Raw genomic sequence first — 26,036 nt, 5'->3', positions numbered from 1 at the left:
CAAATTCAGCTTCGGCGGATCAGCGCACGGGCCAGGCGGCGATCCTCCAGCGAGTAATAGAGCCAGATCGCACCGTCCGCGATTACGACCGAGGCGGCAAAGGCGATGTCGGTGGCGGTGCGGTCGTCGACCGGGGGCGGCGTGACGAGCGGCTGGATGCCGCGCGCCACGACCTTCCGGTAATCGGCATCGAAGGCAACCCAGCCGATCCGCCAGCGTGCGTCGCGGGTCGCACCGTTGTAGAACATCACCGGCATGGCCGGATCGTCGGTCAGCAGCGGGCCGGTCGAGAGATGCCAGTCATCCCAGCTTTCCTCGCGCGGCATGAACGGAGTTGGCTGTTCCTGCCACGGCCCGGCGGGTCCGGCGCCGACCGCCAGCCCGACGCGCGACGCCTCGTCGGCGGCATATTCGTAGAATAACCGCCAGCGACCGTCGGGGGTGCGATCGATCGTGGCTTCCTTGGTATTGCCCTCCGACTTGGTCGACGCGAGGGCGACGCCGCTCTTGGTCAGGCGGTCGAGCGTCGGGCCGGTCGCATAGGACAGTTCGCTATGCGCATGATCGGCGCGCACGCCCGAATAATAGACGACATAGCCGTCATCGCCGCGGATCACGGTCGGGTCCTCGACGCCGCCCGCGTCATTGTCCTCGGGGCCGGGCACGAGCGACGGTCGGGGAAGCATCGTGAAATGTACGCCGTCGTCGCTCCAGCCCCCCCAGATCTGGCCGGTGTCGGTGAGCGGGGCATCGGCCTTGACGACCGCGCGGACCATGATCCCCCAGCGGCCATCCGGCTCGCGCCAGATATAGGGGCTCATCAGATCGCGGGACATCAATTCGGGCGGGCCGTCGAGCGACACCTTCTCGATCCGCTTGACGTTGAAGTCGAGCGCCACGTCGTTGCCGACGACGATATCCTTCAGGTGCGGATCGCTGATCGCCTCTCCGTTCATGCGCCGAGCGCCTGCATCAGCGACAGGCCGCCGTCGATCACGATCCGGGCGCCGGTGATGTAGCGCGCGTGATCGGAAGCGAGGAACACCGCGAGGTCAGCCACTTCCTCCGGCTTGCCGGCGCGGCCGAGCGGGATGTTCTTCTCCAACGTCTGGCGATAGGCATCGTCCTGCTGCGCGCGCGCATTCATCGGGGTCAGGATCATCCCCGGCTCGATCGCATTGACGCGGACGCGGTTGGGCGCTTCCTCGATCGCCAGCGTCTCGACCAGATTGGAGAGCCCGCCCTTCGCGGCACAATAATCGGCGCCGCCGGCACGCACCGCATAGGCGTGAATCGAGGAGATGTGGATGATCGCGGCATCGCTAGATGCAGCCCCGCGGCCGGTCAGGAAGCGACGCGACGTGAGGAACGCGCCGGTCAGGTCGGTGTCGAGCAAGCGGCGCCATTGATCGAGCGTCATCGCGCGCACGGTGACCCCGCTCATGTTCAGTCCCGCCGAGTTGACGAGCACGTCGGCCGGGCCCCATTCGCTTTCGACGGTGGCGAAGGCGGCTTCGACCGAACGTTCGTCGTCGACATGCGCCTGCACGGTCAACGCGGTACCGCCCCCTGCGCGGACAGCGGCGGCGGTCGCCTCGGCGGCGTCACGATCCGAATAATAGAGGATCGCGACGCGGTCGCCGAGCTTGCCGAACGCCGCCGCGCACGCCGCGCCGATCCCCGATTCCGCTCCCGTCACGACAATCGTTCGCTGGGTCACGCGCTGCGCCTTCCTTCAATGGATGCAGCGCCTAACGCGCATCAGCGTAAACGTCTCCCCGGGGAAACCCGGACCTTCCTTGTAAACAAAAATGGAATCTTTAAGCCTCTCCGCAGGCGGCGACTTTGGGCGCACGACGATGGTGGGAGAGTGAAGATGCGTTGGGCACTGAGCATCGCGGCGGCACTGGTGGCGATGACGCCGGGCGCCGCACTGGCGAAGGACAACAGCCTGACCGCCGCCGAGCGCGCGCAGGGCTGGAAGCTGTTGTTTAACGGGCGTGACCTGTCGGGATGGCAGGCGTTCGGCGGTGGCCCCGCGCCCGCGACCTGGACGGTGCGCGACGGGACGTTGCTGCTTACCAAGGCCGACGGCAAGATGAGCGGGACCGATCTCGTCACCGCCGATCCCTATGGTGCTTTCGAACTGACGCTGGACTGGAAGGTCGAGAAGGGCGGGAACAGCGGGGTGCTGTATCTGGCGCGCGCCGTCGACGGTGCGCCGCTGCTGTACCAGACCGGGATGGAGATGCAGGTGCTTGACGATGCGGGTCATTCCGACGGCAAGATCCCGACGCATCGCGCGGGGGCGCTCTACGACATGACGGTGCCGCCGGCCGGCGTCTCCAAGCCGGCGGGAAGCTGGAACCATGCGCGGCTAATCGTCCAGAACGGGCGTATCCGCCAATGGCTTAACGGTACGCCGACCGCCGACGTCTCCTATGGCGATGACGCGTGGCGGCAGCGGGTGGCGGGGTCGAAGTTTGCGAAGATGCCGCACTTCGGCACCTTCGATAGCGGGGTGATCGGATTGCAGGATCACGGCGAGCCGGTGGCGTTCCGCAACATTAAGCTGCGCCGTATCGGCGCGTCCGCGACGGGGGCCGGCAAGTAATGGCGAGGTCACCGAAGGTTGCGGAAAGCGCTGTCGATGTTGTCATCGTCGGCTCCGGCGCGGCAGGTGGGATGGCGGCCTATACGCTGACCAAGGCCGGCGTGCGCTGCCTGATCCTCGAGGCCGGGCGCGATTACGATCCGCAGGCCGAGGTCAATATGTTCGCGCCCGAAAGCGACGCGCCGCTGCGCGGGACTGGCACCCCCGACAAGCCGTTCGGTTATTTCGACGCGACCGTCGACGGTGGCTGGCAGATCGACGGCGAGCCCTACACGATGACCGAGGGCAGCGACTTCCGCTGGTGGCGCCCGCGGATGCTGGGCGGGCGCACCAACCATTGGGGACGACACGTGCCCCGATTCGGCGCCTATGACTTCAAGCCCTTCTCACGCGACGGGCTCGGTGCGGACTGGCCGATCGGCTATGACGATGTCGCGCCCTTCTATGACCGTGTCGAGCGGATGATCGGCGTCAACGGCGGCAAGATCGGGCTGGAGAACCATCCCGACTCGCCCGACGGCTGCCTGATGCCGCCGCCCAAGCCGCGCGTGCCGGAAATGCTCATTACCGCGGCGGCCGAAAGCCTCGGCATCCCGGTGCGCGCGGCGCATACCGCGGTGCTGACGCGCGACATGCCCGACAAGGTCGCGCCGCGCAGCGCGTGCTTCAACGCCACGCCGTGCACGCGCGGCTGCACGATCGGCGCGATGTTCCAGACCACCACCTCGCTGCTGCCGATGGCCAAGGCGACCGGCAAGTTGCGCGTCGTCACCGACGCGATGGTGTCGCGCGTCGTGATGGGCACGCGCGGTCGCGCGGCCGGGGTCGAATATGTCGACCGCAAGACCGGGCAGCGCCATCAGGTGACCGCGCGCGCGGTGGTGCTCGCGGCGGGCACCGGCGAGACGACCCGGCTGTTGCTCAATTCGGGCGAGGCGGGCCGCGGGCTCGCCAATTCGTCGGGCCAGCTCGGGCGCAACCTGACCGATTCGACCGGCGCGTCGTTCCGCGCCTTCATCCCCGGCCTTGCCGGACGTCCACGCTACAACGAGGACGGGATCGGCGGGCAGCATATCTATATCCCGTTCTGGCTGTACGAGCAGCAGAAGCGCGGCGAGCTGGACTTCGCGCGCGGCTATCATTTCGAGATCGGCGGCCGTTTCGGCGTCCCCGCCGAGGCGGCGCTGCCCCGCGTCTGGGGCAAGGATCTGAAGCAGGCGGTGCGCAACGCGTCGGGCGCGACGATCAACCTGACGCTGCGCGGCGAGATGATCCCCAACAAGGATACGTTCTGCGAGATCGATCCGACCATGAAGGACAAGTTCGGCATCCCGGTGCTGCGCTTCGCGTTCCGCTGGTCGAAACACGAGGTCAATCAGGTCGCACACGGCCGCCGTGCCGCGCATTCGGTGTTCAAGCGGCTGAACGGCACGATCCTCGATCCCGACCTGCCGCCCGAGCAGATCATGACCGCGGGCGGCGAGATCATCCACGAACTCGGCACCGCGCGAATGGGGGCCGATCCGAAATCGTCGGTGGTGGACAGTTATGGCCAGACGTGGGACGTTGACAATGTCGTGCTGATGGACGGCGCGACCTTCGCGTCGGGGCCGCACAAGAACCCGACGCTGACGATCCTCGCGCTGGCGTTGCGTGCGTCGGAACGGCTCGCCACCCGTCTGTCGTCAGGAGCGCTGGCATGACCTTCACCCGCCGTACGACTCTGCAATGGTTCGCCACCGCGACCGCGCTGTCGATCGCCCATCGCGGGGTGGCTGCCGCCGTCGCGCCACAGGCGACCGCCGCGCCGCCCCCGTTCAAGGTCGTCGAGTGGCCGGCGAGCATCACGCCGCTGTCGGCCACCAAGGGCTATGGCCGCGATCCCGATCTGACCGCGCCCAAGGTGCCGTGGCCGCTGACGCTGACCCGGCCGCAGCGCGCGACCGTCGATATGCTCGGCGATATGATCCTGCCTGCCGATGGCGCTTCGCCGGGGGCGGGGACGCTGGGGGTTGGGGCCTTCATCGACGAATGGATCAGCGCGCCCTATCCGCAGCAGCAGGAGGATCGTGCGAAGGTCATCGCCGGGCTGGCGTGGATGGATGCGCAGAGCCGCGTGCTGCACGGCGGCGCGTTCACCGCGGCGACGGCGGCGCAACGCGCGACGCTGCTCGACGCGTTGACCGTCGAGACGCCGGGCGCGGCGATGGTGCAACCGGTTGCGTTCATGGACCGGCTGCGCAACCTGTTCGTGCTCGGCTTCTACAGCCTGCCCGAGGGCAAGGCCGACATGGGCTATATCGGCGACCAGCCGACCGAGGGGCCGTATCCGGGGCCGACGGCCGAGGCGCAGGCGCATTTCGCGGCGTTGCTGGCGTCGTTGAAACTGTCGATGCCGCCTGCGTCGTCCCGGGTCTGACCCGGGACTCCACTTCGTGGCGATCGGGTGGAAGCGGTACTGCCGAAGATGGTCATGGCGAGCGGAGCGAAGCAATCCGGGGCGTCCTGATCCGGCTCAGGATTGCTTTGCTCCGCTCGCCATGACGGGTGGCTGCGGCGTCGGTTCGCCTTGATCAGTGGCCGCTCCCGGGGGGGAAGGGCCTGTCTGAAACAATGCTTACCGCGCCACGCCGATCACGGCGGTCGCGGTATAGCCGGTCGACGGACTGCCGGTGAAGGTCGGCGTCATCTGGGTTAATTGGGCGGTGGTGTTGTCGCCGAACACATTGTCGCTCGACAGCGCCACGCGCGCGAAGTTGCTGCTGCTGGAGGGGTAGGTGCTCGTGTCCGCATAGACGGTGCTGCACGCGCCGGCCGGCAGCGCGAACTGGCTGGTGAGGATCGCATAGCGCCCGCCGAGCGCGTTCGAGAGCGTCGAGAAGACCTCGAAATGGATGTGCGGCCAGCGTCCATCGTAGCAGGCGGGAAAGATGGTGGTGAAGGTCACCTGCCCGTTGGCGTCGGTCACCTGCACGCCGCGCAGGTAGCTCTCGTTCGGAATCGAATAGAGCGAATAGAGGCCGTTGCGATCGCAATGCCACAGATAGACCGCATAGCCGGCGAGCGGCGCGCAGGTCGCGTTGACGTTGACGACGGTGATCGTGAAGGTCACCGCCACGCCGGTCGCGACGGTGGTGGTCGTCAGGAAGCTGGCGCGGATGTCCGAGCGGACGATGCCGGTCGCGGTCAGCACGTTGCTGGTCGATCCCGACGCGCTGTTGGTGCCGTCCGCCGGATAGGGGCCGCCGGTTTCCTGCGGATCGGCGATGCAGGTGCCGGTCGCGGTGCTGGTCGGTGTTGGTGTCGGGGTGGGCGTCGGAGTCGGCGTGGGCGTCGCGGTGGTCGACGTCGTCGTGTCGGTGCTGGCGGCGTCGCTGCCGCCGCAGCTGCTGAGGAAGGCGACCGTGCCGGCGCCCGCGAACCATTTTAACGCGCGTCGCCGCGCCATCAGCATGTCGATCTGCTGAAGGTCCTCGGCGAGGCTGTGGCCGTGCGAATGGTCGTGGTCGGTCATGATTGTTAGCTCCCGCTTTGCTGGAAACCAACTGCCCGCGCTTCTTCACGTCCATATGTCGGCGCGCCGCAACTTTGTTGCAGCCTGTTGCAGGAGAGAAGTTGCAGGGCGCGCCCCCGAGTGAAGGGGAGCCGTTATCGCTACGCCGACAGCGGCAGCACCACGCGCGCCTGTGCGCCGGTCGCGCCATTCCCCAAGGTCACGGCGCCGCCATGTGCGGTGGCGATCGTGCGGACGATCGCGAGGCCGAGCCCGGTGCCGCCGGTCATGCGGTTGCGCGAGGGATCGCCGCGCACGAACGGCTGAAACAATCGTTCGGCCAGCGCCGGGTCGATGCCGGGGCCGACATCGTCGATCGTGATCGTGACGCGCCCGTCGTCGACGGTCCAGCCGACGGTCGCGCGCTCGCCATAGCGCATCGCATTCTCGACCAGATTGGCAAACAGCCGGCGCAGCGCGCCGCTGTCCCCGCGCACGATCGCGCGCGGGCCACCGGTGGATTCGACGGCGGCGCCGGTATCCTTGAGGTCGTAGACCAGACTGTCGATCAGGCTGGCGAGATCGAGTCGCACCAGCATCGTCGCCGCGGCATCGTCGCGCGCGAAGATGAGGGTCGCGCCGATCATCGCGCGCATCTCCGCGATATCGGCAGCCGCCTTCGCGCGCGCGGCTTCGGGCAAGCCCTCGACACGGAAGGCGAGCCGCGCGAGCGGGGTGCCAAGATCGTGCGCGATCCCGGCGAGCATCGCGGTTCGTGCCTCGGCATGGCTGGCGAGCCGCGCGTGCATCGTCGAGACCGCGCGCGCGAGGTCGCGGATCTCGCGTGAGCCGCCGGGCAATTCGGGGAGCGGCGCGCCGGTGCCGGCGCGATCCGCCGCCGCGGCGAGCTGTCGCAGCGGGCGGGTCAGCGCGCGGGCGAGCCACCAGCCGGGAATCGACAGCAGCAGCAGCGCCGCCAGCAGCGCCATCAAGGTGCGAACGTGCCAGCGCGTCAGCCATGGCGGCTGCTGGCTGCGGACCATCCACCAGCCACCGTCCTGCCGCCAGCCGAAGGTCCAGTCGCCAGAAAAGGCCTCGCCCTCGCTGCGCCCCGGCTCGGTGAAGGCGCGGATGTCGGCGAGCGGCGCGCGCAACACCGCGGCAAGGCGCGCGGCGGCCTCCGCATTGGCGCGCTCGTCGGCGCGCGGGCCGGGCGGGGTGGCGAGCCGCTCGCGCTGGAGCGGCATCGGGCCGTGGCGGAAGCCGCCGCCGCCATCGGGGGGTCCCGGATGATCGCCGCGGCCCGGCGGCAATCCGCCGAACCCGAACGGCGGGCGCTCGCCCTTCAGCGCGCGCGCGATCCCGGTCAGGCTGCGCGGCGGTTCGAACGGCGGCGGGCCGGAGAAGGTGACCGCGAAGGAGAACATCGCGGTGACCAGCACCGACACCACCACCAGCACGAAGATCGGCCGGGCGAGCGGCCGGCTGCGGTCAGCGCTGCGCGACATCGGCGGCGAACATATAGCCTTCGTTGCGGACGGTGCGGATCAGCTCGTCGCCGCCGCGCCCGTCATTGCGCGCCAGCTTGCGGCGCAGCCGGCTGACCTGCACGTCGATCGCGCGGTCGAAATGCTCGGCGGTCGGGCCGCGTGCGTGATCGAGCAGGAAATCGCGGGTCAGTACGCGGCGCGGATGGTCGACGAAGGTCATCAGCAGGCGGAACTCGCCGTCCGACAGGTTGATGACCACCTCGTCGGGATCGAGCAACTGCCGGCCGATCGGGTCGAGCCGCCAGCCCTGGAAATGCTGCCACGGGCGCACGACCGCGCTCTGCCGGATGCCTGCCTCCGGGGCGGTCGCAGCCGCGCGGCGAAGAACCGAGCGGATCCGCGCCAGCAGCTCGCGAGGGTTGGCGGGCTTGGCGATATAATCGTCGGCGCCCATCTCGAGCCCGACGATCCGGTCGACCTCCTCACCGATTACCGACATGATGATGACGGCGGGCGGCGCGGAACGGTCGAGCCCGCGCAGCAGCGTCAGCCCGTCCTCGCCGGGCATCATCACGTCCAGCACGATCAACGCATAGTCGTTCGCCGCCATCGCGCGGCGCATCGCGACGCCATCCTGCGCGACGTCGACGGTGTAGCCGTGGCGCGCGAGGAAGTCGGCGGTCAGCTCGCGAATGTCGGGGTCGTCGTCGACGATCAACAGTCGCGCGGCGCGGTCCGTCACGTCACCGGCATCGAGGCAGGGTTGAAGCATGGAGCCGCCATCGCCCCCAGACGTATCGCGCGCGTTTCACGGTTGCAACAAAGCGGCGCGGCGGGATACTCCCCGGCGTCGTGAGGATCGCGATCATCGATACCAGCACCACGCGCGCCGCGATCATCTCGGAAGGATTGCGCGACGCCGGGCTCGTCGACCTGGTGGTGATCGACCCCGCCGGGCCGCTGGTCGCGCAGGTCGAGGCGAGCGCGCCGGAGGTGGTGCTCATCAACCTCGAAAACCCCAGCCGCGATCTGCTGGAGGATTTCTTCGCGATGTCGCGCGCGCTGGCGCGGCCGATCGCGATGTTCGTCGACCAGTCGGACGCGCAGACGACGATGGCGGCGGTCGATGCGGGCGTGTCGGCCTATGTCGTCGACGGGCTGGCGCGGCAGCGGATCAAGCCGGTGCTCGACCTCGCGATCCGCCGCTTTGAGGCCTTTTCGCGGTTGCAGACCGAATTGGCGGAGGCGAAGTCCGCGCTGGCCGACCGGCAGACGATTGATCGCGCCAAGGCGATCCTGATGAAGCGCCGCGGGCTGGACGAGCCCGCCGCCTATGCGCTGCTGCGCGGTCATGCGATGAAGTCGAACCGCCGGATCGCCGAGGTGGCGGAGGCGATCGTGACCAGCGAGGCGCTGATGGGAGACCTGCCGTGAGCGCCGAGACCTTCCGCATTGGTTTCGTGCCGCTGGTTGATGCCGCTTTGCCGATCCTTGCGCACGAACTGGGCTTCGCGGCAGCGGAGGGCGTGCGGATCGAGCTGGTGCGCGACGTGACCTGGGCGACGGTGCGCGACCGGTTGCTGTACGGTCACACCGACGCCGCGCATCTGGTCGCGCCGCTCGCCATCGCGACCGCTTTGGGGCGCGACCGGCCGGCGGTGGCGCTGACGGTGCCATTCGTGCTGGGACTGAACGGCAATGCGATCACCTTTTCGACCGCGCTTGGCGAAGCGTGCGGGCTGGGCGATGCGCTCGGCGATCCGGTCGCGCTCGGCGCGGCGCTGAAGCAGGTGGCGGCGGCGCGGCGGGCGGCGGGGCGACCGCTGCGCTTCGGGGTGGTGCACCGTTATTCCAGCCACAATTACATGCTGCGCTACTGGCTCGCCGGGGTCGGCATCCGCCCCGATGAAGACGTGACGATCACTGTGACCAGCCCGACCTTCGCCGCGGACGCGCTGGCGGCGGGCGAGGTCGACGGCATCTGCGTCGGCGAGCCGTGGAACGCGATCGCAGTCGATCGGGGAGTCGGGCGGATCGCGCTGGCGACCGCGCAGATCTGGCGGCGCGGTGTCGAAAAGGTGCTGGCGCTGCGATCGGACACCGCCGCCGAGCGCCCTGAGGCGGTCGCCGCGCTGCTGCGCGCGCTCCACGCCGCCGCCGAACATTTCGTGCGCCCCGACACCGCGCAGGACAGCGCCGCGCTGCTCGCGGGACGCGATTATTGCGACGCGCCGGTCGAGGCGATCCTGCGCGCGATCACCGACCGCATCCGCGTGACCCCGGACAGCGCACCGGTCGCGTATCCGGACTTCATGTTCCAGTATCGCGAGGCCGCCAACTTCCCGTGGCGCAGTCAGGCGGCGTGGCTGTACGCGCAGATGGTGCGTTGGGACGGGCTGCGTTTCTCGGAGTCGGATGCCGCGACCGCGCAGTCGGTGTTCCGCCCCGATCTGTACCGCGCCGCGCTGGCCGGTTCGGGCGCGCCGCTGCCCAACGCCAGTTCCAAGCTGGAAGGCGCGCTCGACGCGCCGATCGGCGCGGGATCGACGCAGGGACGGTTGCTGCTGGGGCAGGACCGCTTCTTCGACGGCTGTGCCTTCGATCCCGACGACATCGCCGGCTATTTGGCGCAGCTTCCGTAGGATCGGTCGACAATAGCGCCCACTTGCCCTTGCCGTCATCAAGTCCGGGGCGAAAAGAAAGGACAAACTGATGGGAGGCGGTCGGCACGCCTCGCCGATGATGCTGCGCGTGCGAAGGGGGCTTGCGTCGGCGACGCGAATCAGGCAGCTTCGTGACCGTCGGGCAATGATGCCGGACACGAGATAGCAGCGACCGCCTCTCCAACGCCGGGGAGGTCCACGCTGGCGGAACGGGGCGATAACGCCCCTTATCCGTACCGAGGCAACGACGCCGCCAGGACGCACCCGCAAGGGTCGCCGTCCTGGCGGCTTTTTCTGTTTGGAGCACGAGCGATGGCGACGGCGTTCTGGGATCGCGGACAAGATGGGGAGACGCAGGCGGCAGGCGGCTTCTGGGCGAGCGGGCATAGCCCGACGCTGATCGCCGCGTTCCTGTATTTCGATCTCGCCTTCATGGTGTGGGTGCTGCTGGGGCCGCTCGCGCCCGATATCGCCGCGGCGCTGGGGCTGAGCCCGGCGCAGAAGGGGCTGATGGTCGCAGTGCCGACGCTCGCCGGAGCGGCGCTGCGCGTCGTCAACGGGCTGCTGGTCGACCGGCTCGGGCCGAAGCGCTCGGGCGCGATCAGCCAGCTGATCGTCATCTTCGGGTTGCTCGCGGCGTGGATGCTGGGGGTGACCAGCTTTGCGGGCACGCTGGCGCTGGGCGTGATCCTCGGTTTCGCCGGTGCGAGCTTCGCGATCGCGCTGCCGCTCGCCAGCCGCTGGTACCCGCCCGAGCATCAGGGCAAGGCGATGGGGTTGGCCGGCATGGGCAATTCGGGCACCGTGCTCGCCGCGCTCTTCGCGCCCGCACTGGCGGCGCTGTACGGGTGGAACGCGGTGCTGGGGCTCGCGTGCATTCCGCTGACGATCGTGTTCCTGATCTACATGACGCTCGCCAAGGACGCGCCGGGCGCGCCCGCGCCGAAGCGGCTGGCCGAATATCTCGCGCCGCTGCGGCAGGCGGATGCGTGGTGGCTGATGGCCTTTTACGCGGTGACGTTCGGCGGCTTCGTCGGTCTGGCGGCGAGCCTTCCGATCTATTTCACCGATCGCTTCGCGCTGAGCACCGTCCACGCCGGCTATGCGACCGCCGCCTGCGTGTTCGCGGGGTCGCTGGTGCGGCCGATGGGCGGCGCGCTGGCGGACCGGATCGGCGGCGTGCGCACGCTGAGCATCGTGTTCCTGCTCGCCGCACTGGCGCTGGTCGGGGTCAGCCTGTCGGCGGGCTTCGTTGGGGCGCTCGCGTGCTTCGTCGCGGCGATGCTGGCGCTGGGGGTCGGCAATGGCGCGGTGTTCCAGCTGGTGCCGCAGCGGTTCGCCGCCGAGATCGGGGTAATGACCGGGCTGGTCGGCATGGCCGGTGGGGTGGGCGGCTTCTATCTCGCCTCGTCGCTGGGGCTTGCCAAGCAATGGACCGGCAGCTTCGCGCCCGGCTTCCTGATCTTTGCCGCACTCGGGCTCGCCGCGCTCTTCGGCCTCACGATCGTCAAGCACGGCTGGCGCGCGCGCTGGGGCACCGCCGCCGGCGTGCGGATCTGATCCACCGGACACGGACAGGACAAGCATATGAAACACGAACCCATCCGCCTCGGCGCGGCCGACACCCGGCCGCACATGATCGTGATCGGCAACGGCATGGCGGGGTGCCGCGCGGTGGAGGAATTGCTGGCGCGTGACCCGACCCGCTATCGCATCACGATCGTCGGGGCCGAGCATCATGTGAACTACAATCGCATCATGCTGTCGCCGGTGCTGGCGGGCGAGAAGACGTTCAACGAAATCGTGATCAACGATCACGACTGGTATGCCGACAACGGAATCACGCTGCTGGCGGGCGATCCGGTGATCGCGATCGATCGCGTTGCACGCACCGTCACGACGCGCGGCGGGATCACGATCGACTATGACCGGCTGCTGATCGCGACCGGCTCCGATCCGTTCATCATCCCGGTGCCGGGCAAGGATCTGCCCGGCGTGATCGGCTTCCGCGACATGAACGATGTCGGCACGATGCTGGCCGCCGCCGAAAAGGGCGGACGCGCGGTAGTGATCGGCGGCGGGCTGCTTGGGCTGGAAGCCGCGCACGGCCTCGCGCTGCGCGGGATGACCGTCACGGTGCTGCACCTGATGCCGACCTTGCTCGAACGCCAGCTCGACGAGGCCGCGGCGTGGCTGCTGCGCACCGCGCTGGAGGCGCGCGGGCAGACGATCCTGACCGGCGCGGACACCGAAGCGATCCTGGGCGAAACGCACGCCACCGGCGTGCGGCTGAAGGACGGGACCGAGCTGCCCGCCGATCTGGTGGTGATGGCGGTCGGCATCCGCCCGTCGGTGGCGCTGGCGCGCGCTGCCGGGCTCGACGTCGGGCGCGGGATCAAGGTCGACGACCATATGGTCACGTCCGACCCGCACGTGCTCGCGGTCGGCGAGTGCGTCGAACATGACGGGCAGGTCTATGGCCTGGTCGCGCCGTTGTGGGACATGTGCCGCGCGCTGGCGGACGGGCTGGTCGAACAGCCGAGCGGCTATCGCCCCGCGCCGACCGCGACCAAGCTGAAGGTCGCGGGGCTCGACGTCTTTTCGGCGGGCGATTTCTCCGGCGGTGACGGCGCGGAGGACATCGTGCTGCGCGACGCCAGCCGCGGCATCTACAAGCGCGTCGTGGTGCGCGGCGACCGGATCGTCGGCGCGGTGCTGTACGGCGATACCGCCGACGGCAATTGGTATTTCGACCTGCTCAAGAAGGGCGAGAATATCGCGTCGATTCGCGACGCGCTGATCTTCGGGCAAGCCTTTGCCTCGGGAGGGGGGCAGGCGGACCCTAATGCGGCCGTTGCGGCGCTTTCCGACGAAGCGGAAATTTGCGGCTGCAACGGCGTGTCCAAGGGCAAGGTGGTGGCGTGCATCGACGGCGGCGCGCACAGCATCGACACGGTGCGCGCCGGGTGCAAGGCCTCGGCGAGCTGCGGGTCATGCACCGGGATCGTCGAGAGCCTGTTGTCGCTGCGGCTTGGCGGCGAGGTCAAGGCCGGGCCGAAAACGATGTGCAAATGCACCAGCTTCGGTCACGATGACGTGCGCCGCGAGATCGTCGCGCAAGGGATGCGCGCGATCCCCGAGGTGATGCAGAAGCTGCACTGGTCGACTCCCGACGGTTGTTCTTCGTGCCGCCCGGCGCTCAATTATTATCTGCTCTGCGCGCTGCCGGGTGAGTATGTCGACGACCAGCAGAGCCGCTTCGTCAACGAGCGGATGCACGCAAACATTCAGAAGGACGGCACCTATTCGGTGGTGCCACGCATGTGGGGCGGGCTGACCAGCCCCAAGGAGCTGCGCGCGATCGCCGACGTGGTCGAGAAGTTCAACGCGCCGATGGTCAAGGTGACCGGCGGGCAGCGGCTCGACATCTTCGGGATCAAAAAGGAGGATCTGCCCGCAGTGTGGGCGGACCTCAACGCCGCCGGGATGGTCAGCGGCCATGCCTATGGCAAGTCGCTGCGCACCGTGAAGACCTGCGTCGGCAGCGAATGGTGCCGGTTCGGCACGCAGGATTCGACCGGGCTGGGGGTGAAGATCGAGCGTGCGACCTGGGGGTCGTGGATGCCGCACAAGTTCAAGATCGCGGTCAGCGGCTGCCCGCGCAACTGCGCCGAGGCGACGATCAAGGACTTCGGGATCGTCTGCGTCGACAGCGGCTATGAACTGCATGTCGGCGGCAACGGCGGGATCAAGGTCCGGGCCACCGACCTGCTATGCAAGGTAGCGACCGAGGCGGAGGCGATCGAGATGTGCGCCGCCTTCATCCAGCTCTACCGCGAGGAAGCGCGCTATCTGGAGCGCACCGCGCCGTGGATCGAGCGGGTCGGGCTGGCGTACCTCCAGTCGCGGTTGCTGCCCGATGCCGAAGCGCGCGGGGCGCTGGCGGCGCGGTTCTTCCATTCGCAGCGCTTCTCGCAGGACGACCCGTGGGCGCAGCGTGTCGCGGGCGCCGAGCGCGAGCATCATGCGCCGATGGCGCGCTTCCAGCCGCAGGAGGAAATGGCATGATTGGCGAGTGGCTCGACATCGGCCGCGTGGACGAAATTCCGCTGCGTGGCAGCCGGACCGTGCAGGTCGCGGGCGGCGACGACATTGCGGTGTTCCGCACCGGCGAGGATCAGGTCTTCGCGCTGCGCGATCGCTGCCCGCACAAACACGGGCGGCTGTCGCAGGGGATCGTGCACGGCGGCGCAGTGGCGTGCCCGCTGCACAATTGGCGGATCTCGCTGTCGACCGGCGAGGCGCTGGGCGAGGATCGCGGCTGTACCCCGGTTGTGCCGGTGAAGGTGACCGCGGGCCGCGTGCTGATCTGCCGCGCCAGCACGCTGAAGGCGGCGGCATGAGCGCGCCCGAAAGCCCTCTCCCCCTCGGGGAGACGGTTTGGGTGAGGGGCAGATGTCTTACCGAGACCGACCTCTCTGCGAGCCACCGACCCCTCACCCAACCCTCTCCCCACGGGGGAGAGGGCTAGATGAAGATCAAAACCACCTGCGCCTATTGCGGGGTCGGTTGCGGCATCGTCGCCACCTCGACCGGCGACCGTAGCGTCCACATCCAGGGCGATCCCGATCACCCGGCCAATCACGGCCGCCTCTGCTCCAAGGGCACGCACCTCGGCGAGACGGTCGGGCTCGACGGACGCCTGCTCCACCCGATGGTCGGGCAGCGGCGCGCGACATGGGACAAGGCGCTCGACCTCGTCGCGAAGCGCTTCCGCGACACGCTCGCGCAATATGGGCCGGACAGCGTCGCCTTCTACGTCTCGGGGCAGTTGCTGACCGAGGACTATTACGTCGCGAACAAGCTGATGAAGGGCTTCATCGGCAGCGCGAACATCGACACCAATTCGCGGCTGTGCATGTCGAGCGCGGTGGCCGGGCACATGCGCGCGTTCGGCGAGGACGTGGTGCCCGCCAGCTATACCGACCTCGATGCCGCCGACCTGATCGTGCTGGTCGGCTCGAACACCGCCTGGTGCCACCCGATCGTCTATCAGCGGATCCGCGCGCGCTGTGCGGCGGGCGCGACGCTGGTGGTGATCGACCCGCGTCGCACCGAAACCGCCGATGAGGCCGACCTGCATCTCGCGATCCGGCCGGGCAGCGACGTCGCGCTGATGAACGGCGCGCTGGCATGGTGCCGCGACGTGGGGGCGGTCGACGAACGTTATCTCGCCGATCACGTCGCGGTGCCGGACGATTTCTGGGCGTCGCTGGGCACGGGGCATGACCTGTGGTCGGTGGCGCGGACCTGCGAGGTGCCGGCGGTCGAACTGCGGCGTTTCTACGAAGTGCTGGCCGCAACGCCGCGCACCGTGACCTTGTTCAGCCAGGGGGTGAACCAGTCGCTGGCCGGCACCGATCAGGTCAATGCGATCCTCAACCTCCACCTCGCCACCGGGCGGATCGGCAAGCCGGGCGCCGCGCCCTTCTCGATCACCGGCCAGCCCAATGCGATGGGCGGACGCGAGGTCGGCGGGCTGGCGACGACGCTGGCGGCGCATCGCGACTTCGCGCCGGAGAACCGTGAGGTGGTGCAGCGCTTCTGGGCGTCGCCGACGATCGCGCGCAAGCCGGGGTTGAAGGCGGTCGACCTGTTCCGCGCGGTCGGCGAGGGACGGATCAAGGCGCTGTGGGTGATGGCGACCAACCCGGCGGTGTCGATGCCCGACGCCGGGCGGGTGCGCGAGGCGCTGGCCGCCTGTCCGTTCGTGGTGGTGTCGGACGTGATGGCCGACACCGATACGGGTGCGTTCGCGCATGTCCGCCTGCCAGCGGCGGCATGGGGCGAGAAGGACGGCACCGTCACCAATTCGGAGCGGATGGTCAGCCGCCAGCGGGCGCTGTTCCCGCTACCCGGCGAGGCCAGGCCCGATTGGTGGATCGTCGCGCAGGTCGCGCGTCGAATGGGGTGGAAGTCCGCCTTCGCCTATGATCGACCCGCCGATATCTGGCGCGAGCATGTGCGGCTGTCACGCTACGAGAATGACGGCGCGCGCGTGTTCACGCTGCCTGCGACGGGCGGGGGCAATGCGGGTTATGACGATCTCGCGCCGTTCCGCTGGGGCGGCACGCCGTTCGCGGACGGGCGCTTTTCGATGCCCGATGGTCGCGCGCGGCTGATGGCGGTGGTGCAGAAGCCGCTTGCCGCGCCGCTGCCGAACTGGCCGTTGACGCTCAACACCGGGCGTTATCGCGATCACTGGCATAGCATGACGCGCACCGGGCTCGCGCCGCGACTGGCGCGGCACCGGGCCGAGCCGCTGGTCGAGGTCCATCCGGACGATGCCGCGCGCTTCGGCATCGCCGATGGCGGGCTGGCGCGCGTCGCGACCCCGCAGGGCGAGAGCGTCTACCGGGCGAGTGTCGTCACCACGCAGCGCGCGGGCGAGCTGTTCGTGCCGATCCACTGGACCGATCGCACGTCGACCGGCGGGCGCACCGGGCTACTCCCGCGCCCGCTCGCCGATCCACATTCGGGGCAACCGGGGTTCAAGGCGACTCCGGCGAGTATCGCGGCGGTGGCGACCCGCTGGCGCGGCTTCGCGCTGTTCGCGGGTGAAGCCGCGCGGCGGCCGGATGTGCTGTGGGCGACCCGCGTCGCGGTGCCGGCGGGAACACTGTGGGAGCTGGCCGACGAGCGCGCACCGGATGGCCTCGACGCGCTTCTGCCCGCCGGCGAGCGCGTCGAGGCGGTCGATCCGGCGCGCGGCACGCGGCGCGTCGCGGTGCTGAAGGAGGGGCGGCTGGTCGCGGCGCTATTCATCACCGAGCGCGGCGAACTGCCCGCGCGCGACTGGCTGATCGAGCAATTGTCCGCGCCGTTTGCGGCTTCGACCGTGCTTGCGGGCCGCGCGCCCGGGGTCGCGGTCGAGGGCGGCGCGATCGTTTGCGCCTGTTTCGATCTCGGCATGCGCACGATCGTCGCGGCGATCCGCGAGCAGCGCCTGACCGATGTCGCCGCCGTTGGCGCTGCGATCGGCGCCGGCACCAATTGCGGCTCGTGCCGCCCCGCGCTCGCGCGGCTGATCGCCGAGGAGAAGACCGATGCCGCATGACGACTTCCCGCCCGCCAGCGTGTGGCTGGTCGGTGCCGGGCCGGGCGACCCCGAGCTGCTGACGCGCAAGGCGGCGCGGCTGATCGCGGCGGCGGACGTGATCTTCTACGATGCGCTGGTCGGGCCGGCGGTGCTCAATCTGGCGGCACCGCAGGCGGAGCGCGTCAGCGTCGGCAAGCGGTCGGGACGCCATTCCAAGGATCAGGCGACGATCGACGCGCTGATCGTCGCGGCCGCGCTGGCCGGGCAGCGTGTCGTGCGATTGAAGGGCGGTGATCCGGCAATCTTCGGGCGCACCGCCGAGGAGGTCGCCGCGTGCCGCGCGGCGAGCGTGCCGGTGCGGATCTGCCCGGGGATCACCGCGGCGAGCGCGGCGGCGGCGGCGGCTGGGACCGCGCTGACCTTGCGGGGCGCGGCGCGGCGGCTGACCTTCGTCACCGCCCATGCGCGCGCGGGCGAGCCGCTCGACCTCGATTGGGTCGGGCTGGCAGCGGAGGATGCGACGCTGGCGGTCTATATGGGCAGGGCCGCGGCGGCGACAGTCGCGCAGCAACTGATCGCTGCCGGGCGCAGCGCGGACACGCCGGTGACGGTGGTGGTCAACGCCTCGCTGCCCGGCGAGCGGATCATTCGCGGGAAATTGTCGTCGCTGGCGTTTCTGGTCGAGACGATCGGCGACCGCGATCCGGCGATGTTGCTGATCGGCGAGGCGGTGCGGGCACCGGCGCGCGGGGCGATGCAGCAATTGTTCGCGGCGGTGCAGGCGTGACCGGCGGGTGGCGCGCGCTGGCGACGCCGGCCTGCGGCTGGGCGCGCTTTTTGGCCTATGCGGCACTGTGCTGCGCGGCGTGCCTGCCGGGAGTGTACATGCGGTAAGGACGGGCGGCGGGATGACCCGCCGCCCGGATAGGATCAGAACGAGAAGCGGACGCCCGCGTCGTAGCGGGGACCGAAGTTCTGGTAGGTCAACAGCTGGTTATCGAAGCGACCGGTGGTGAAATACTTGGCGTTGAACAGGTTGGTGCCTTCGACGAAGACCTGCACCTCCGGTGTGACGTTGACCGCGACGCTGCCGTCGAACTGACCGTAATCGCGCACGAAGATCGGCTCGTTGCCCGACCCGCCCGCCAGCTGGCGCAGGAAGCGCTCGCGACGGTTGTAGGCGATGCGCGCCGAGATGCCGTACTTTTCGTAGAAGACGGTACCGTTCTGCGAATTGCCGATCCCTTCGGCCGCGAACGACTGCCCGATCTGGTTGACGTCGAAGTCGCGATTGGTGCTGACGAAGGTCGCGTTGGCCTGCACGCCGAAGCCGCTCAGGACGCCCGGCAACCAGTCGAAGGTGTGCACCAGGTTCAGCTCGAGCCCCTTGATCTCCAGCGACTGCGCGTTGCGCGGACGCCGCACGCTGAATTCGCCGAAGAACTGGCCTCCAACCTGCGTGATCAAGCCACCGGCCGGCAGGCGCACGCCCTGCGCATTGCCCGCATTGAGGATCGGGAGGCGTTCAATCCCGAAGCTCTGTACGATGAAGTCGCTGATCCTCTTATAGAAGACCGCCGCGGACAACGTCGTCGTCCGGGTCGGGTACCATTCGACCGACAGATCGGCGTTGTTGGCGCGATACGGCTTCAGCTCAGTATTGCCGCCGTTGGCGCTCAGCGTTGCCGGACGCAGCGTGTCGGTGTTGAAGGTCGGCGCCAGATCGCCGATCGCCGGGCGCGTCAGCGTCTTGTACGCTGCGACGCGCACCTGCAGCTGCGGTGTCAGGTTCAGCCGCACGTTCGCATTCGGCAAGAAGTTGCTGTACGACGACTGACGGGACACCGGCAGACCGGACGTGCTGTCGAACACCCCGACGTAGATCGTCGGATCGGTCGGCGGATTGCCGCCGGTCGGCGTCAGATCGACCAGCTGCCGCTGCTGCCCGAACGAGCTGAGTTCGGTATATTCGTAGCGCGCACCGACGTTGACGAACAACGGCATGCTGCCGATGTTCGACTCGAAGTCGACGTCGGCATAGCTGGCGTACACCGTCTCCTTGACCCGTGCCGACGGCTGCGGGGTCGCCGCATAGCCATTGGCGCGCGCATAGCGTGCCGCGGTCGTGCCGGGCGCCAGCTTCTGCGCGGTGTCGAGCGCCGAGGTGGCGGCCGCGCTGGTCAGGAAGTTGAGATAGGCGCGCGGATCGAAGGTCAGGAAGGTGAGCGGCACCGACCCGCTCTTCGCACCGAGCGAGTTCATCGTGAACGACGACAGCAACGACGGATCGGCGAGCGTCGGATAACCGCAATAGATGCAGCCAACGTCGTCCGCCGAGGTGACCGGCACGTTGTTCTTGTCACGCGTGGTGCGTGCCAGGCCGAAGCGGAACGCCTTGAGGACGCCATCGACTGGTTTGAACTCGTTGTTCCAGCGATATTCCGTCACCTTCTCGGTGATGTCGTTGCCGTTGACGCCCGCGATGTGCGTGCGGCCGAGCGCCGGGTTGGTCAGCACGCCCGACGTGTAGCCGGTGGTCGAACCGATCCCGCCGTTCTCGGCTTGCTGGAAGGAGTAAGGCGTCGGCGACCCGATCACCGCGAAATACGACTTGCCGCCACCGGCGTTCTTGGCGCGCGACCAGCTGGCGTCCAGCGTCATCTTGAACTGGTCGGTCGGCCGCCATTCGACATTGCCGCCGGCTTCCCAGGTCGTGGTCTCGCGGACCGCGCCCGACGAGATGAAGTCGGCATTGCCGTTGGTGGTCAACGAGGTGATCGTGCGGTTCGAGTCGATCGCCGCCGCGGTATAGCTCGACGGCTCGAACCAGCTGCCCAGCGCGCGCGTCGTCGAGTCGCTCTTGAACTTGTTGTACAGACCGTCGACCGTGAAGGTCAGCGTGTCGCTGGCCTCATATTGCGCGACCAGTGTCGCGCCCAGCCGGGTGCGCGTGTCGCGGGCGTTGCCGACGTCCTGGTTGCGGGGTGCGTAGACGTTGGTGAACAGCGGCGCGCTGGTCGGTCCGACCGTCGTATTGGGCAGGTAGCCGCCGTTGCTGACCGAATCGACCGACGCGATACGCTTCTGGTACGAGATCGAGCCGAGCAGGCCGAGGCGACCGTCGGCGAACGTGTCACTCAACAGGCCGAACAGCTGCGGGGTGAACTTCTCGCTGTTCTTCTCGTACAGCGCCTTGGCGGTGAAGATCCCCTTGAAGCCCTTCAGATCGAGCGGGCGCGGGGTCTGGATGTTGATCGTCGCGCCGATCCCGCCGCTCTGCAACGGTGCCTGCGCGCTCTTGTAGACCTGCGCGCCGCTGATGAGCTCGGCCGGGATAAGGTCGAACGAGAAGGAGCGGTTGAAATTGTCCGAGGCGAAGCTGCGGCCGTTGAACAGCACGGTGTTGAACTGCGGACCCAGGCCGCGCACGGTGACCGACTGACCTTCGCCATTGTTGCGGTCGATCGCGACACCCGGGATGCGCTGCAACGATTCGGCGACGTTGGCGTCCGGGAACTTGCCGAGGTCTTCGGACGAAATCGCGTCGAGGATGCCCGACGAGTCGCGCTTCTGCGCGGCGGAGGAGGCGATGCTGGCGCGGATGCCGGTGACCACGATGTCGTCGGCGGTCGGGTCGCCCGACGTGGCGATGCCGGCACCCTGCGGCGGCACGCTTTCCTGCGCGAGCGCCGGCGTGGCGACGATCAACGCGCCGATGGCGCAGCCCATACCTGCCGTGATATGCCGAAAGCCACGTGCATGCCGGTGCCGAAACGTCATCCTTATCCTCCCATGTCGTCCCGCCTTGGATCTGCGGGTTCGCCATGATGTCTAGTAATATAATCATACACCGGCAATATGGCTTTTGTAACGATTGCGAACTAAGCGGCAGGGAGAGGGAAATGTGCAACACTGCCGGGGGCTGCGATCACGCGATCCAGCGGGTTGTGGTGGTCGGCGGCGGTTCGGCGGGATGGATTGCGGCCTGTCGGCTGGCCGCAGCAGCGCGGCGGAGCGGGAGCGACGTGAGCGTGACGCTCGTCGAGTCAGCGCAGGTGCCGACCGTTGGCGTGGGTGAGGGCACCTGGCCGACGATGCGCAATACGCTCGCCAAGATCGGCATTTCCGAAACGGCGTTCGTGCGGGCATGCGACGCCGCGTTCAAGCAGGGTGCGCGATTTGTGGGCTGGGCGGACGGCACCGCAGGCGATGGCTATTACCATCCGCTCAATCCGCCCGTCGGCGCGACCGAGATCGATCTGGCTCCCTATTGGCCATCTGCGCCAGGCGGCGCGGACTTTGCCGAATGGGTCGATTTCCAGGCGTCGCTGTGTGATGCCGGGCTTGCCCCCAAGGCGATCACCATGCCCGAATATGCCGGGCAGGCGAATTATGCCTATCACCTCGACGCCGGCAAGTTCGCGACGCTGCTCCACGAACATGCCACGAAGGCTTTGGGCGTCGAGCATGTCGTCGGTGATATCGTAAGCGCCGAGATGGCGGATAACGGCGACATCGCCGGCGTGGTGCTCGCCGACGGACGCACGATCGAGGGCGACCTGTTCGTCGATTGTTCGGGATTTGCCGCATTGTTGATCGGGGGCGTGTACGAGGTGCCGTTCCGTTCCTGCGCGGACGTCATGTTCGCCGATCGCGCGATCGCGATGCAGGTGCCGTACGACGATCCCGACGATGCGGTGACCTGCCACACCGTGGCGACCGCACAGACATCGGGGTGGATCTGGGACATCGGGCTGTGGACGCGGCGGGGGATCGGCCATGTCTATAGCAGCGCGCACCAGAGCGACGACGATGCCGAGGCGACGTTGCGCCGCTATATCGGGCCGGCGGCAGAAAAGCTGTCGGCGCGCAAGCTGCGCATCGAGGCGGGGCATCGCGAGCGGTTCTGGCAGAACAATTGCGTTGCGGTCGGGCTGTCGGCCGGGTTCGTCGAGCCGCTCGAAGCGTCCGCGCTGATGCTGATCGAGGCGTCGATGGATGCGATTGCCGATCGCCTGCCGCGCACCCGCAGCGCGATCGACACCGCCGCGCGCCAGTTCAATGCCGCCTTCACGCATCATTGGGCGCGGATCGTCGAGTTCCTGAAGCTGCATTATGCGATCACCCGGCGAACCGACAGCGCGTTCTGGCGCGACCACGCCGATCCGAAGACCTGGCCGGACGGGCTGGCGGAGCGGCTGGCCCTGTGGCGCGATCATCCGCCCGCGCCGCAGGATTTCGATCATGCGCGTGAGGTGTTCGGCTGGCCCAGCTATCAATATGTGCTGCACGGGATGAACTATCCGACCCGCTATTCGCGCCCGGACACCGCGCCGGAGGCGGCGCTCGTGCAACGCTGGCTCACCCGCAACGAGCGGATGCGCGCCGATGCGATGCAGCGCCTGCCGAAACATCGCGACCTGCTGCGCGCGGTGCGCGACCATGGAATGCAGGCGGTATGACGCGGTTGCGCGCGCTCGATCCGGCGCGGCATGGCGCGTTGCGCCTGGACCGGTCACGCGGGGCGGCGGAGCGGCGGCTGGTGCCGGTCGGGCGCAGCGAGATCGCGCTGCTGGCGGCGGACATGCCGTTGCTGCTCGCCAAGGACGGGCAGACCGGACGGTTCGAGCTCATCGCGCTGGTCGGGCTAAGCGAGCCGGCCAATTTGTTCGTCTCGTCCGCGGGTTATCATGCCACAAGCCAGCCGCGTGCGGCCGGGCTGACCGCGCTGCGGCTCGACGCGGCGGGGGGGCTGGCGGTGGACGAAGCGGACGGGTCGCTGGGGTCGACCGGCGAGCCGCTGTTCGTCGACGGGCACGCCGATCGTTGGCGCGATGGGCTGGAGGCGGCGCTGGCCGATGTCAACGCCGGGCGGGCGCTGGCGGAAAGCTATGCACGGCGGGCACTTCTGCGGCCCCTGTCGGTGACGCTGACGATGGCCGACGGGCAGGAGCATGGACTGGATGGGCTTTACGGCATTGCCGAAGCGGCGCTGGCCGGGTTGGCGGACGCTGAGGTGGTGGCGATGCATCGCACCGACGAACTCGCCCCTGCGGCGGTGCTGACCGCATCGCTGGCGCAGGTCGAGCGCTTGCGGCAGCTACATAACGCTCGGTTTTCTCAGCAGATTGCCGCCATCAGAATGGCAATCGCCGAGTGACGGCATATTTCAGAAAATGGTGCTGCCGGTGAGGATTGAACTCACGACCTCAGCCTTACCAAGGATGCGCTCTACCACTGAGCTACGGCAGCACTTCCCACGTCGTCCGCGGGAGCGGGCCTAAGAGCCGAGACGGGCGGCGTTGTCAAGCGCGTTCGGTGCGGGTAGCGGATATTTGCGATGAGCGAGCAGGACGAACGCGCCGCGCGGCTGGCCGCGCAACTCAGGGCCAATTTGCGGCGGCGCAAGGCGCAGGCGCGGGAGCAGGCTGAGCCGCTGCCGGACGCAAAAGGCGGGGAAAAGGAGCGGCCCTGAGCGTGGCCGGTCACGCAGGGAGCGGCAAGCAGCGTGATTCGAGCCACTTGCGGTCGGCTTCGTCGAGCAGCGGGGACAATGCGCGCGCCACAATAGCATGGTAATTATCGACCCAGTGCCGCTCCGACGCCGATAATAGCCCCGTGTCGATCAGGTCGGGATCAAGCGGTGCCAGGGTCAGCGTCTCGAACGCCAGCATCTCCGCCTCGCCATCCGCGATCGTGCGCGGGACGACCAGCAGCAGATTCTCGATCCGGATGCCGTATGCGCCGGCCTTGTAATAGCCGGGCTCGTTGGAGAGGATCATGCCGGGGCGCAGCGGCTCGGACGGGCCGGAGCCGGGATAGCTCGGCTTGGCGATCCGCGCCGGGCCTTCGTGGACCGACAGGAAGCTGCCGACCCCGTGACCGGTGCCGTGCGCATAGTCGAGCCCGGCCTGCCACAAGGGTCCGCGTGCAAGCGCATCGAGCTGTGCGCCGGTCGTGCCGTGCGGAAAGACCGCGGTGGCGAGCGCGATATGCCCCTTCAGCACGCGCGTGTAGCGGTCGCGCATTTCGGGCGTCGGCGCGCCGATGGGCACGACCCGGGTCAGGTCGGTGGTGCCGTCATCATACTGGCCGCCAGAGTCGATCAGGTAGAGCTGGCCGGGCTCGATCGCGCGGTTCGATTCTCCGGTCACGTGGTAATGCGGCAGCGCGCCGTTCGGGCCGGTGGCGCTGATCGTGTCGAACGACAGATCGCGGAGCACGCCGGTTTCCGTTCGGAAGTGCAGCAATTGCGCCGCCGCCGACAATTCGGTCTGCCCGCCACGCGGCCCGGCGTCGGCGATCCAGCGCAGGAAGCGCGTCACCGCCGCGCCGTCGCGCAGCGACGCGGCGCGGTGGCCGGCGATCTCGACCGGGTTCTTGCACGCCCGTGGCACGACGGTCGGGTCGCGCCGCGCGAGCGTCGTGCCGCCGCCCGCCTCGACCGCATCGAAGATCGCCGCGACGGTCAGCGCCGGATCGATCGCGACGGTCTTGCCCGCGAAGGTACCGAGCGCACCCGCGAACGCCGCGCGATCGTGGAGCCGCACCGCATTGCCGAGATGCTCGCGCACCGCCGCGCCGACCTTTCCGGGGGCGACGAACAGGTCGGCGGTGCCGTCGGCATGGACGATCGCATAGGAGAGCGCGACCGGCGTGTGATCGACGTCGCCGCCGCGGACGTTGAAAAGCCAGGCGATCGAGTCGAGCGCGGCGACGACGAAGGCATCGGCGTGCTCCTCGCCCAGCCAGTCGGCGACCGCAGCGCGCTTGGTCGCGGAGGAGACGCCGGCCAGCGCCTCGGGCTGGACGATCACCGGCGCGGGCGATGGGGCGGGGCGGTCTTGCCACACCGCGTCGATCGGATTGGCATCGACCGCGACCAGCGTGACGTTCTTGGGGGCGAGCGCGCCGCGCCACTCGTCGATCGCGCCGCGCGGGTGGAGCCACGGGTCGTAGCCGATCCGCGCGCCGGCCGGGGCGTGGTCGGCGAGCCAGCCGGCGATGCTCTCCTCGGGGACGCCGACAAAGTCCCAGTCGGCCGCGTCGACCTGTTCGCGGACCTGGATCGTGTAGCGTCCGTCGGTGAAGATCGCGGCGCGTTCCGCCAGCACGACCGCGCTGCCCGCCGAGCCGGCGAAGCCGGTGAGCCAGGCAAGGCGTTGCGCATAGCTGCCGACATATTCGCTCATATGCTCGTCGGTCAGCGGGACGATGAAGCCGTCGATAGCGGCGGCGGCAAGCTGCGCGCGCAGGGCGGCGAGGCGGTCGGTGTGGGACGTCATGGAGGCGTGGTGCCATAGCGGCAGGGCGCAGTCACGCGTGCGTCTTCTTTCCGGCGGGCGGTGGAGCGTCGCAGCAATCCCGCGATGATGGGAAGGGCTGCGGTGAAACCTGCGTCGCCCCTGCGGAGACAGGGGCCTATGTCTGTGTCGTGTGTCGCGCCATCTGACACAGGCGCGATGGCTCTTGTGTCAGATCCTTCACGGTACGCGACAGACATGGGCCCCTTGCCTTCGCAGAGGCGACGGTTCTTTCTTCGTCGTCGCGGACTTTGTTTGGGGTGACGCAGGGGAGAGGGAAGCGCGAAGGGGCCATCCCGCCGACTCTTGATGCGGTTGGCGCGTGCTGTCATCATGGCGTCACGCCGCGGCGCGAAAGCACGCGGCACGACCAA

At 68.6% G+C, this 26,036-nt stretch carries 20 protein-coding genes and 1 tRNA gene; 13 read left to right on the top strand and 8 right to left on the bottom strand.

Annotation, left to right across the window (positions count from 1 at the left end; genetic code table 11):
• Nucleotides 1-5 precede the first annotated feature (5 nt).
• Entirely contained in the window at nucleotides 6-956 is a 951-nt protein-coding gene (locus tag ACI2JO_RS16100) for a glycosidase (protein WP_404721631.1), read from the bottom strand.
• A complete protein-coding gene (locus ACI2JO_RS16095) occupies nucleotides 953-1,720 on the bottom strand; it encodes an SDR family NAD(P)-dependent oxidoreductase (RefSeq protein WP_404721630.1) in 768 nt (255 codons plus the stop codon). The genes ACI2JO_RS16100 and ACI2JO_RS16095 overlap by 4 nt, the downstream gene beginning before the upstream one ends.
• A 156-nt stretch (nucleotides 1,721-1,876) precedes the next feature.
• On the opposite strand from ACI2JO_RS16095, the gene ACI2JO_RS16090 reads away from it, so the two are divergent.
• From ACI2JO_RS16090 to ACI2JO_RS16080, 3 genes are read left to right on the top strand one after another with little or no spacing between them, the layout of a single operon-like run.
• Nucleotides 1,877-2,614, top strand: coding sequence for a DUF1080 domain-containing protein (locus tag ACI2JO_RS16090; RefSeq protein WP_404721629.1), 738 nt, complete (start codon nucleotides 1,877-1,879; stop codon nucleotides 2,612-2,614).
• Nucleotides 2,614-4,317: a GMC family oxidoreductase gene (locus ACI2JO_RS16085; RefSeq protein WP_404721628.1), complete on the top strand. Its 1,704-nt coding sequence runs from the start codon at nucleotides 2,614-2,616 to the stop codon at nucleotides 4,315-4,317. Before ACI2JO_RS16090 ends, ACI2JO_RS16085 begins: the two co-directional genes overlap by 1 nt.
• The gene (locus ACI2JO_RS16080; RefSeq protein ID WP_404721627.1) at nucleotides 4,314-5,033 is read left to right on the top strand and encodes a gluconate 2-dehydrogenase subunit 3 family protein; all 720 of its coding nucleotides are present in this window, start codon (nucleotides 4,314-4,316) and stop codon (nucleotides 5,031-5,033) included. The genes ACI2JO_RS16085 and ACI2JO_RS16080 overlap by 4 nt, the downstream gene beginning before the upstream one ends.
• Before the next feature lie 198 nt (nucleotides 5,034-5,231).
• On the opposite strand, the gene ACI2JO_RS16075 is transcribed toward ACI2JO_RS16080, so the two are convergent.
• The 3 genes from ACI2JO_RS16075 to ACI2JO_RS16065 all read right to left on the bottom strand — a co-directional run bounded on the left by ACI2JO_RS16075 (nucleotide 5,232) and on the right by ACI2JO_RS16065 (nucleotide 8,369).
• Nucleotides 5,232-6,128 (bottom strand): intradiol ring-cleavage dioxygenase, encoded by an 897-nt coding sequence (locus ACI2JO_RS16075; RefSeq protein WP_404721626.1) that lies wholly within the window; start codon nucleotides 6,126-6,128, stop codon nucleotides 5,232-5,234.
• A 140-nt stretch (nucleotides 6,129-6,268) separates the two neighbouring features.
• Nucleotides 6,269-7,615 carry an ATP-binding protein gene (locus ACI2JO_RS16070; RefSeq protein ID WP_404721625.1) on the bottom strand — a complete coding sequence of 449 codons (1,347 nt, stop codon included), beginning with the start codon at nucleotides 7,613-7,615 and terminating at the stop codon, nucleotides 6,269-6,271.
• Nucleotides 7,599-8,369 carry a response regulator gene (locus ACI2JO_RS16065; RefSeq protein ID WP_404721624.1) on the bottom strand — a complete coding sequence of 257 codons (771 nt, stop codon included), beginning with the start codon at nucleotides 8,367-8,369 and terminating at the stop codon, nucleotides 7,599-7,601. Before ACI2JO_RS16065 ends, ACI2JO_RS16070 begins: the two co-directional genes overlap by 17 nt.
• A gap of 80 nt (nucleotides 8,370-8,449) precedes the next feature.
• Here ACI2JO_RS16065 and ACI2JO_RS16060 point away from each other — a divergent pair, with 80 nt between their 5' ends.
• The 7 genes from ACI2JO_RS16060 (at nucleotide 8,450) to cobA (ending at nucleotide 18,146) form a co-directional block, all read left to right on the top strand.
• The gene (locus ACI2JO_RS16060; protein ID WP_404721623.1) at nucleotides 8,450-9,031 is read left to right on the top strand and encodes an ANTAR domain-containing response regulator; all 582 of its coding nucleotides are present in this window, start codon (nucleotides 8,450-8,452) and stop codon (nucleotides 9,029-9,031) included.
• Nucleotides 9,028-10,239, top strand: a complete 1,212-nt coding sequence (locus tag ACI2JO_RS16055; protein ID WP_404721622.1) for an ABC transporter substrate-binding protein — start codon at nucleotides 9,028-9,030, stop codon at nucleotides 10,237-10,239. The genes ACI2JO_RS16060 and ACI2JO_RS16055 overlap by 4 nt, the downstream gene beginning before the upstream one ends.
• A gap of 333 nt (nucleotides 10,240-10,572) precedes the next feature.
• On the top strand, nucleotides 10,573-11,820 hold the full coding sequence (locus ACI2JO_RS16050; RefSeq protein ID WP_404721621.1) for a nitrate/nitrite transporter: 1,248 nt from the start codon (nucleotides 10,573-10,575) through the stop codon (nucleotides 11,818-11,820).
• Nucleotides 11,821-11,847: 27 nt separating this feature from the next.
• Nucleotides 11,848-14,328, top strand: a complete 2,481-nt coding sequence (nirB, locus tag ACI2JO_RS16045) for a nitrite reductase large subunit NirB (protein WP_404721620.1) — start codon at nucleotides 11,848-11,850, stop codon at nucleotides 14,326-14,328.
• Nucleotides 14,325-14,663 (top strand): nitrite reductase small subunit NirD, encoded by a 339-nt coding sequence (gene nirD, locus ACI2JO_RS16040; protein WP_404721619.1) that lies wholly within the window; start codon nucleotides 14,325-14,327, stop codon nucleotides 14,661-14,663. Before nirB ends, nirD begins: the two co-directional genes overlap by 4 nt.
• Nucleotides 14,664-14,791: 128 nt before the next feature.
• Nucleotides 14,792-17,377 (top strand): molybdopterin-dependent oxidoreductase, encoded by a 2,586-nt coding sequence (locus ACI2JO_RS16035; RefSeq protein ID WP_404721618.1) that lies wholly within the window; start codon nucleotides 14,792-14,794, stop codon nucleotides 17,375-17,377.
• Complete coding sequence (cobA, locus tag ACI2JO_RS16030; protein ID WP_404721617.1) at nucleotides 17,367-18,146, top strand: uroporphyrinogen-III C-methyltransferase; 780 nt, start codon at nucleotides 17,367-17,369, stop codon at nucleotides 18,144-18,146. The genes ACI2JO_RS16035 and cobA overlap by 11 nt, the downstream gene beginning before the upstream one ends.
• 143 nt (nucleotides 18,147-18,289) lie before the next feature.
• On the opposite strand, the gene ACI2JO_RS16025 is transcribed toward cobA, so the two are convergent.
• Nucleotides 18,290-21,088, bottom strand: a complete 2,799-nt coding sequence (locus tag ACI2JO_RS16025) for a TonB-dependent receptor (RefSeq protein ID WP_404721616.1) — start codon at nucleotides 21,086-21,088, stop codon at nucleotides 18,290-18,292.
• 173 nt (nucleotides 21,089-21,261) lie between these two features.
• Between ACI2JO_RS16025 and ACI2JO_RS16020 the strand changes: the two genes are divergently transcribed.
• Both ACI2JO_RS16020 and ACI2JO_RS16015 read left to right on the top strand, forming a co-directional pair.
• Nucleotides 21,262-22,821 (top strand): tryptophan halogenase family protein, encoded by a 1,560-nt coding sequence (locus ACI2JO_RS16020; RefSeq protein WP_404721615.1) that lies wholly within the window; start codon nucleotides 21,262-21,264, stop codon nucleotides 22,819-22,821.
• Nucleotides 22,818-23,519 carry a SapC family protein gene (locus ACI2JO_RS16015; RefSeq protein WP_404721614.1) on the top strand — a complete coding sequence of 234 codons (702 nt, stop codon included), beginning with the start codon at nucleotides 22,818-22,820 and terminating at the stop codon, nucleotides 23,517-23,519. The genes ACI2JO_RS16020 and ACI2JO_RS16015 overlap by 4 nt, the downstream gene beginning before the upstream one ends.
• Before the next feature lie 17 nt (nucleotides 23,520-23,536).
• On the opposite strand, the gene ACI2JO_RS16010 is transcribed toward ACI2JO_RS16015, so the two are convergent.
• A tRNA-Thr gene (locus ACI2JO_RS16010) sits at nucleotides 23,537-23,611 on the bottom strand.
• A gap of 88 nt (nucleotides 23,612-23,699) precedes the next feature.
• On the opposite strand from ACI2JO_RS16010, the gene ACI2JO_RS16005 reads away from it, so the two are divergent.
• A complete protein-coding gene (locus tag ACI2JO_RS16005; protein ID WP_404721613.1) occupies nucleotides 23,700-23,834 on the top strand; it encodes a hypothetical protein in 135 nt (44 codons plus the stop codon).
• Between the two features lie 10 nt (nucleotides 23,835-23,844).
• Here ACI2JO_RS16005 and ACI2JO_RS16000 read toward each other — a convergent pair whose 3' ends face one another.
• Nucleotides 23,845-25,644: an aminopeptidase P family protein gene (locus ACI2JO_RS16000; protein WP_404721612.1), complete on the bottom strand. Its 1,800-nt coding sequence runs from the start codon at nucleotides 25,642-25,644 to the stop codon at nucleotides 23,845-23,847.
• Nucleotides 25,645-26,036 lie beyond the last annotated feature (392 nt).

Origin of the sequence: Sphingomonas sp. NPDC079357 (assembly GCF_044901155.1) — a bacterium.
In the GTDB taxonomy this organism is placed as follows: Bacteria; Pseudomonadota; Alphaproteobacteria; order Sphingomonadales; family Sphingomonadaceae; genus Sphingomonas.
This window is presented reverse-complemented; position numbering and strand designations above follow the sequence as displayed.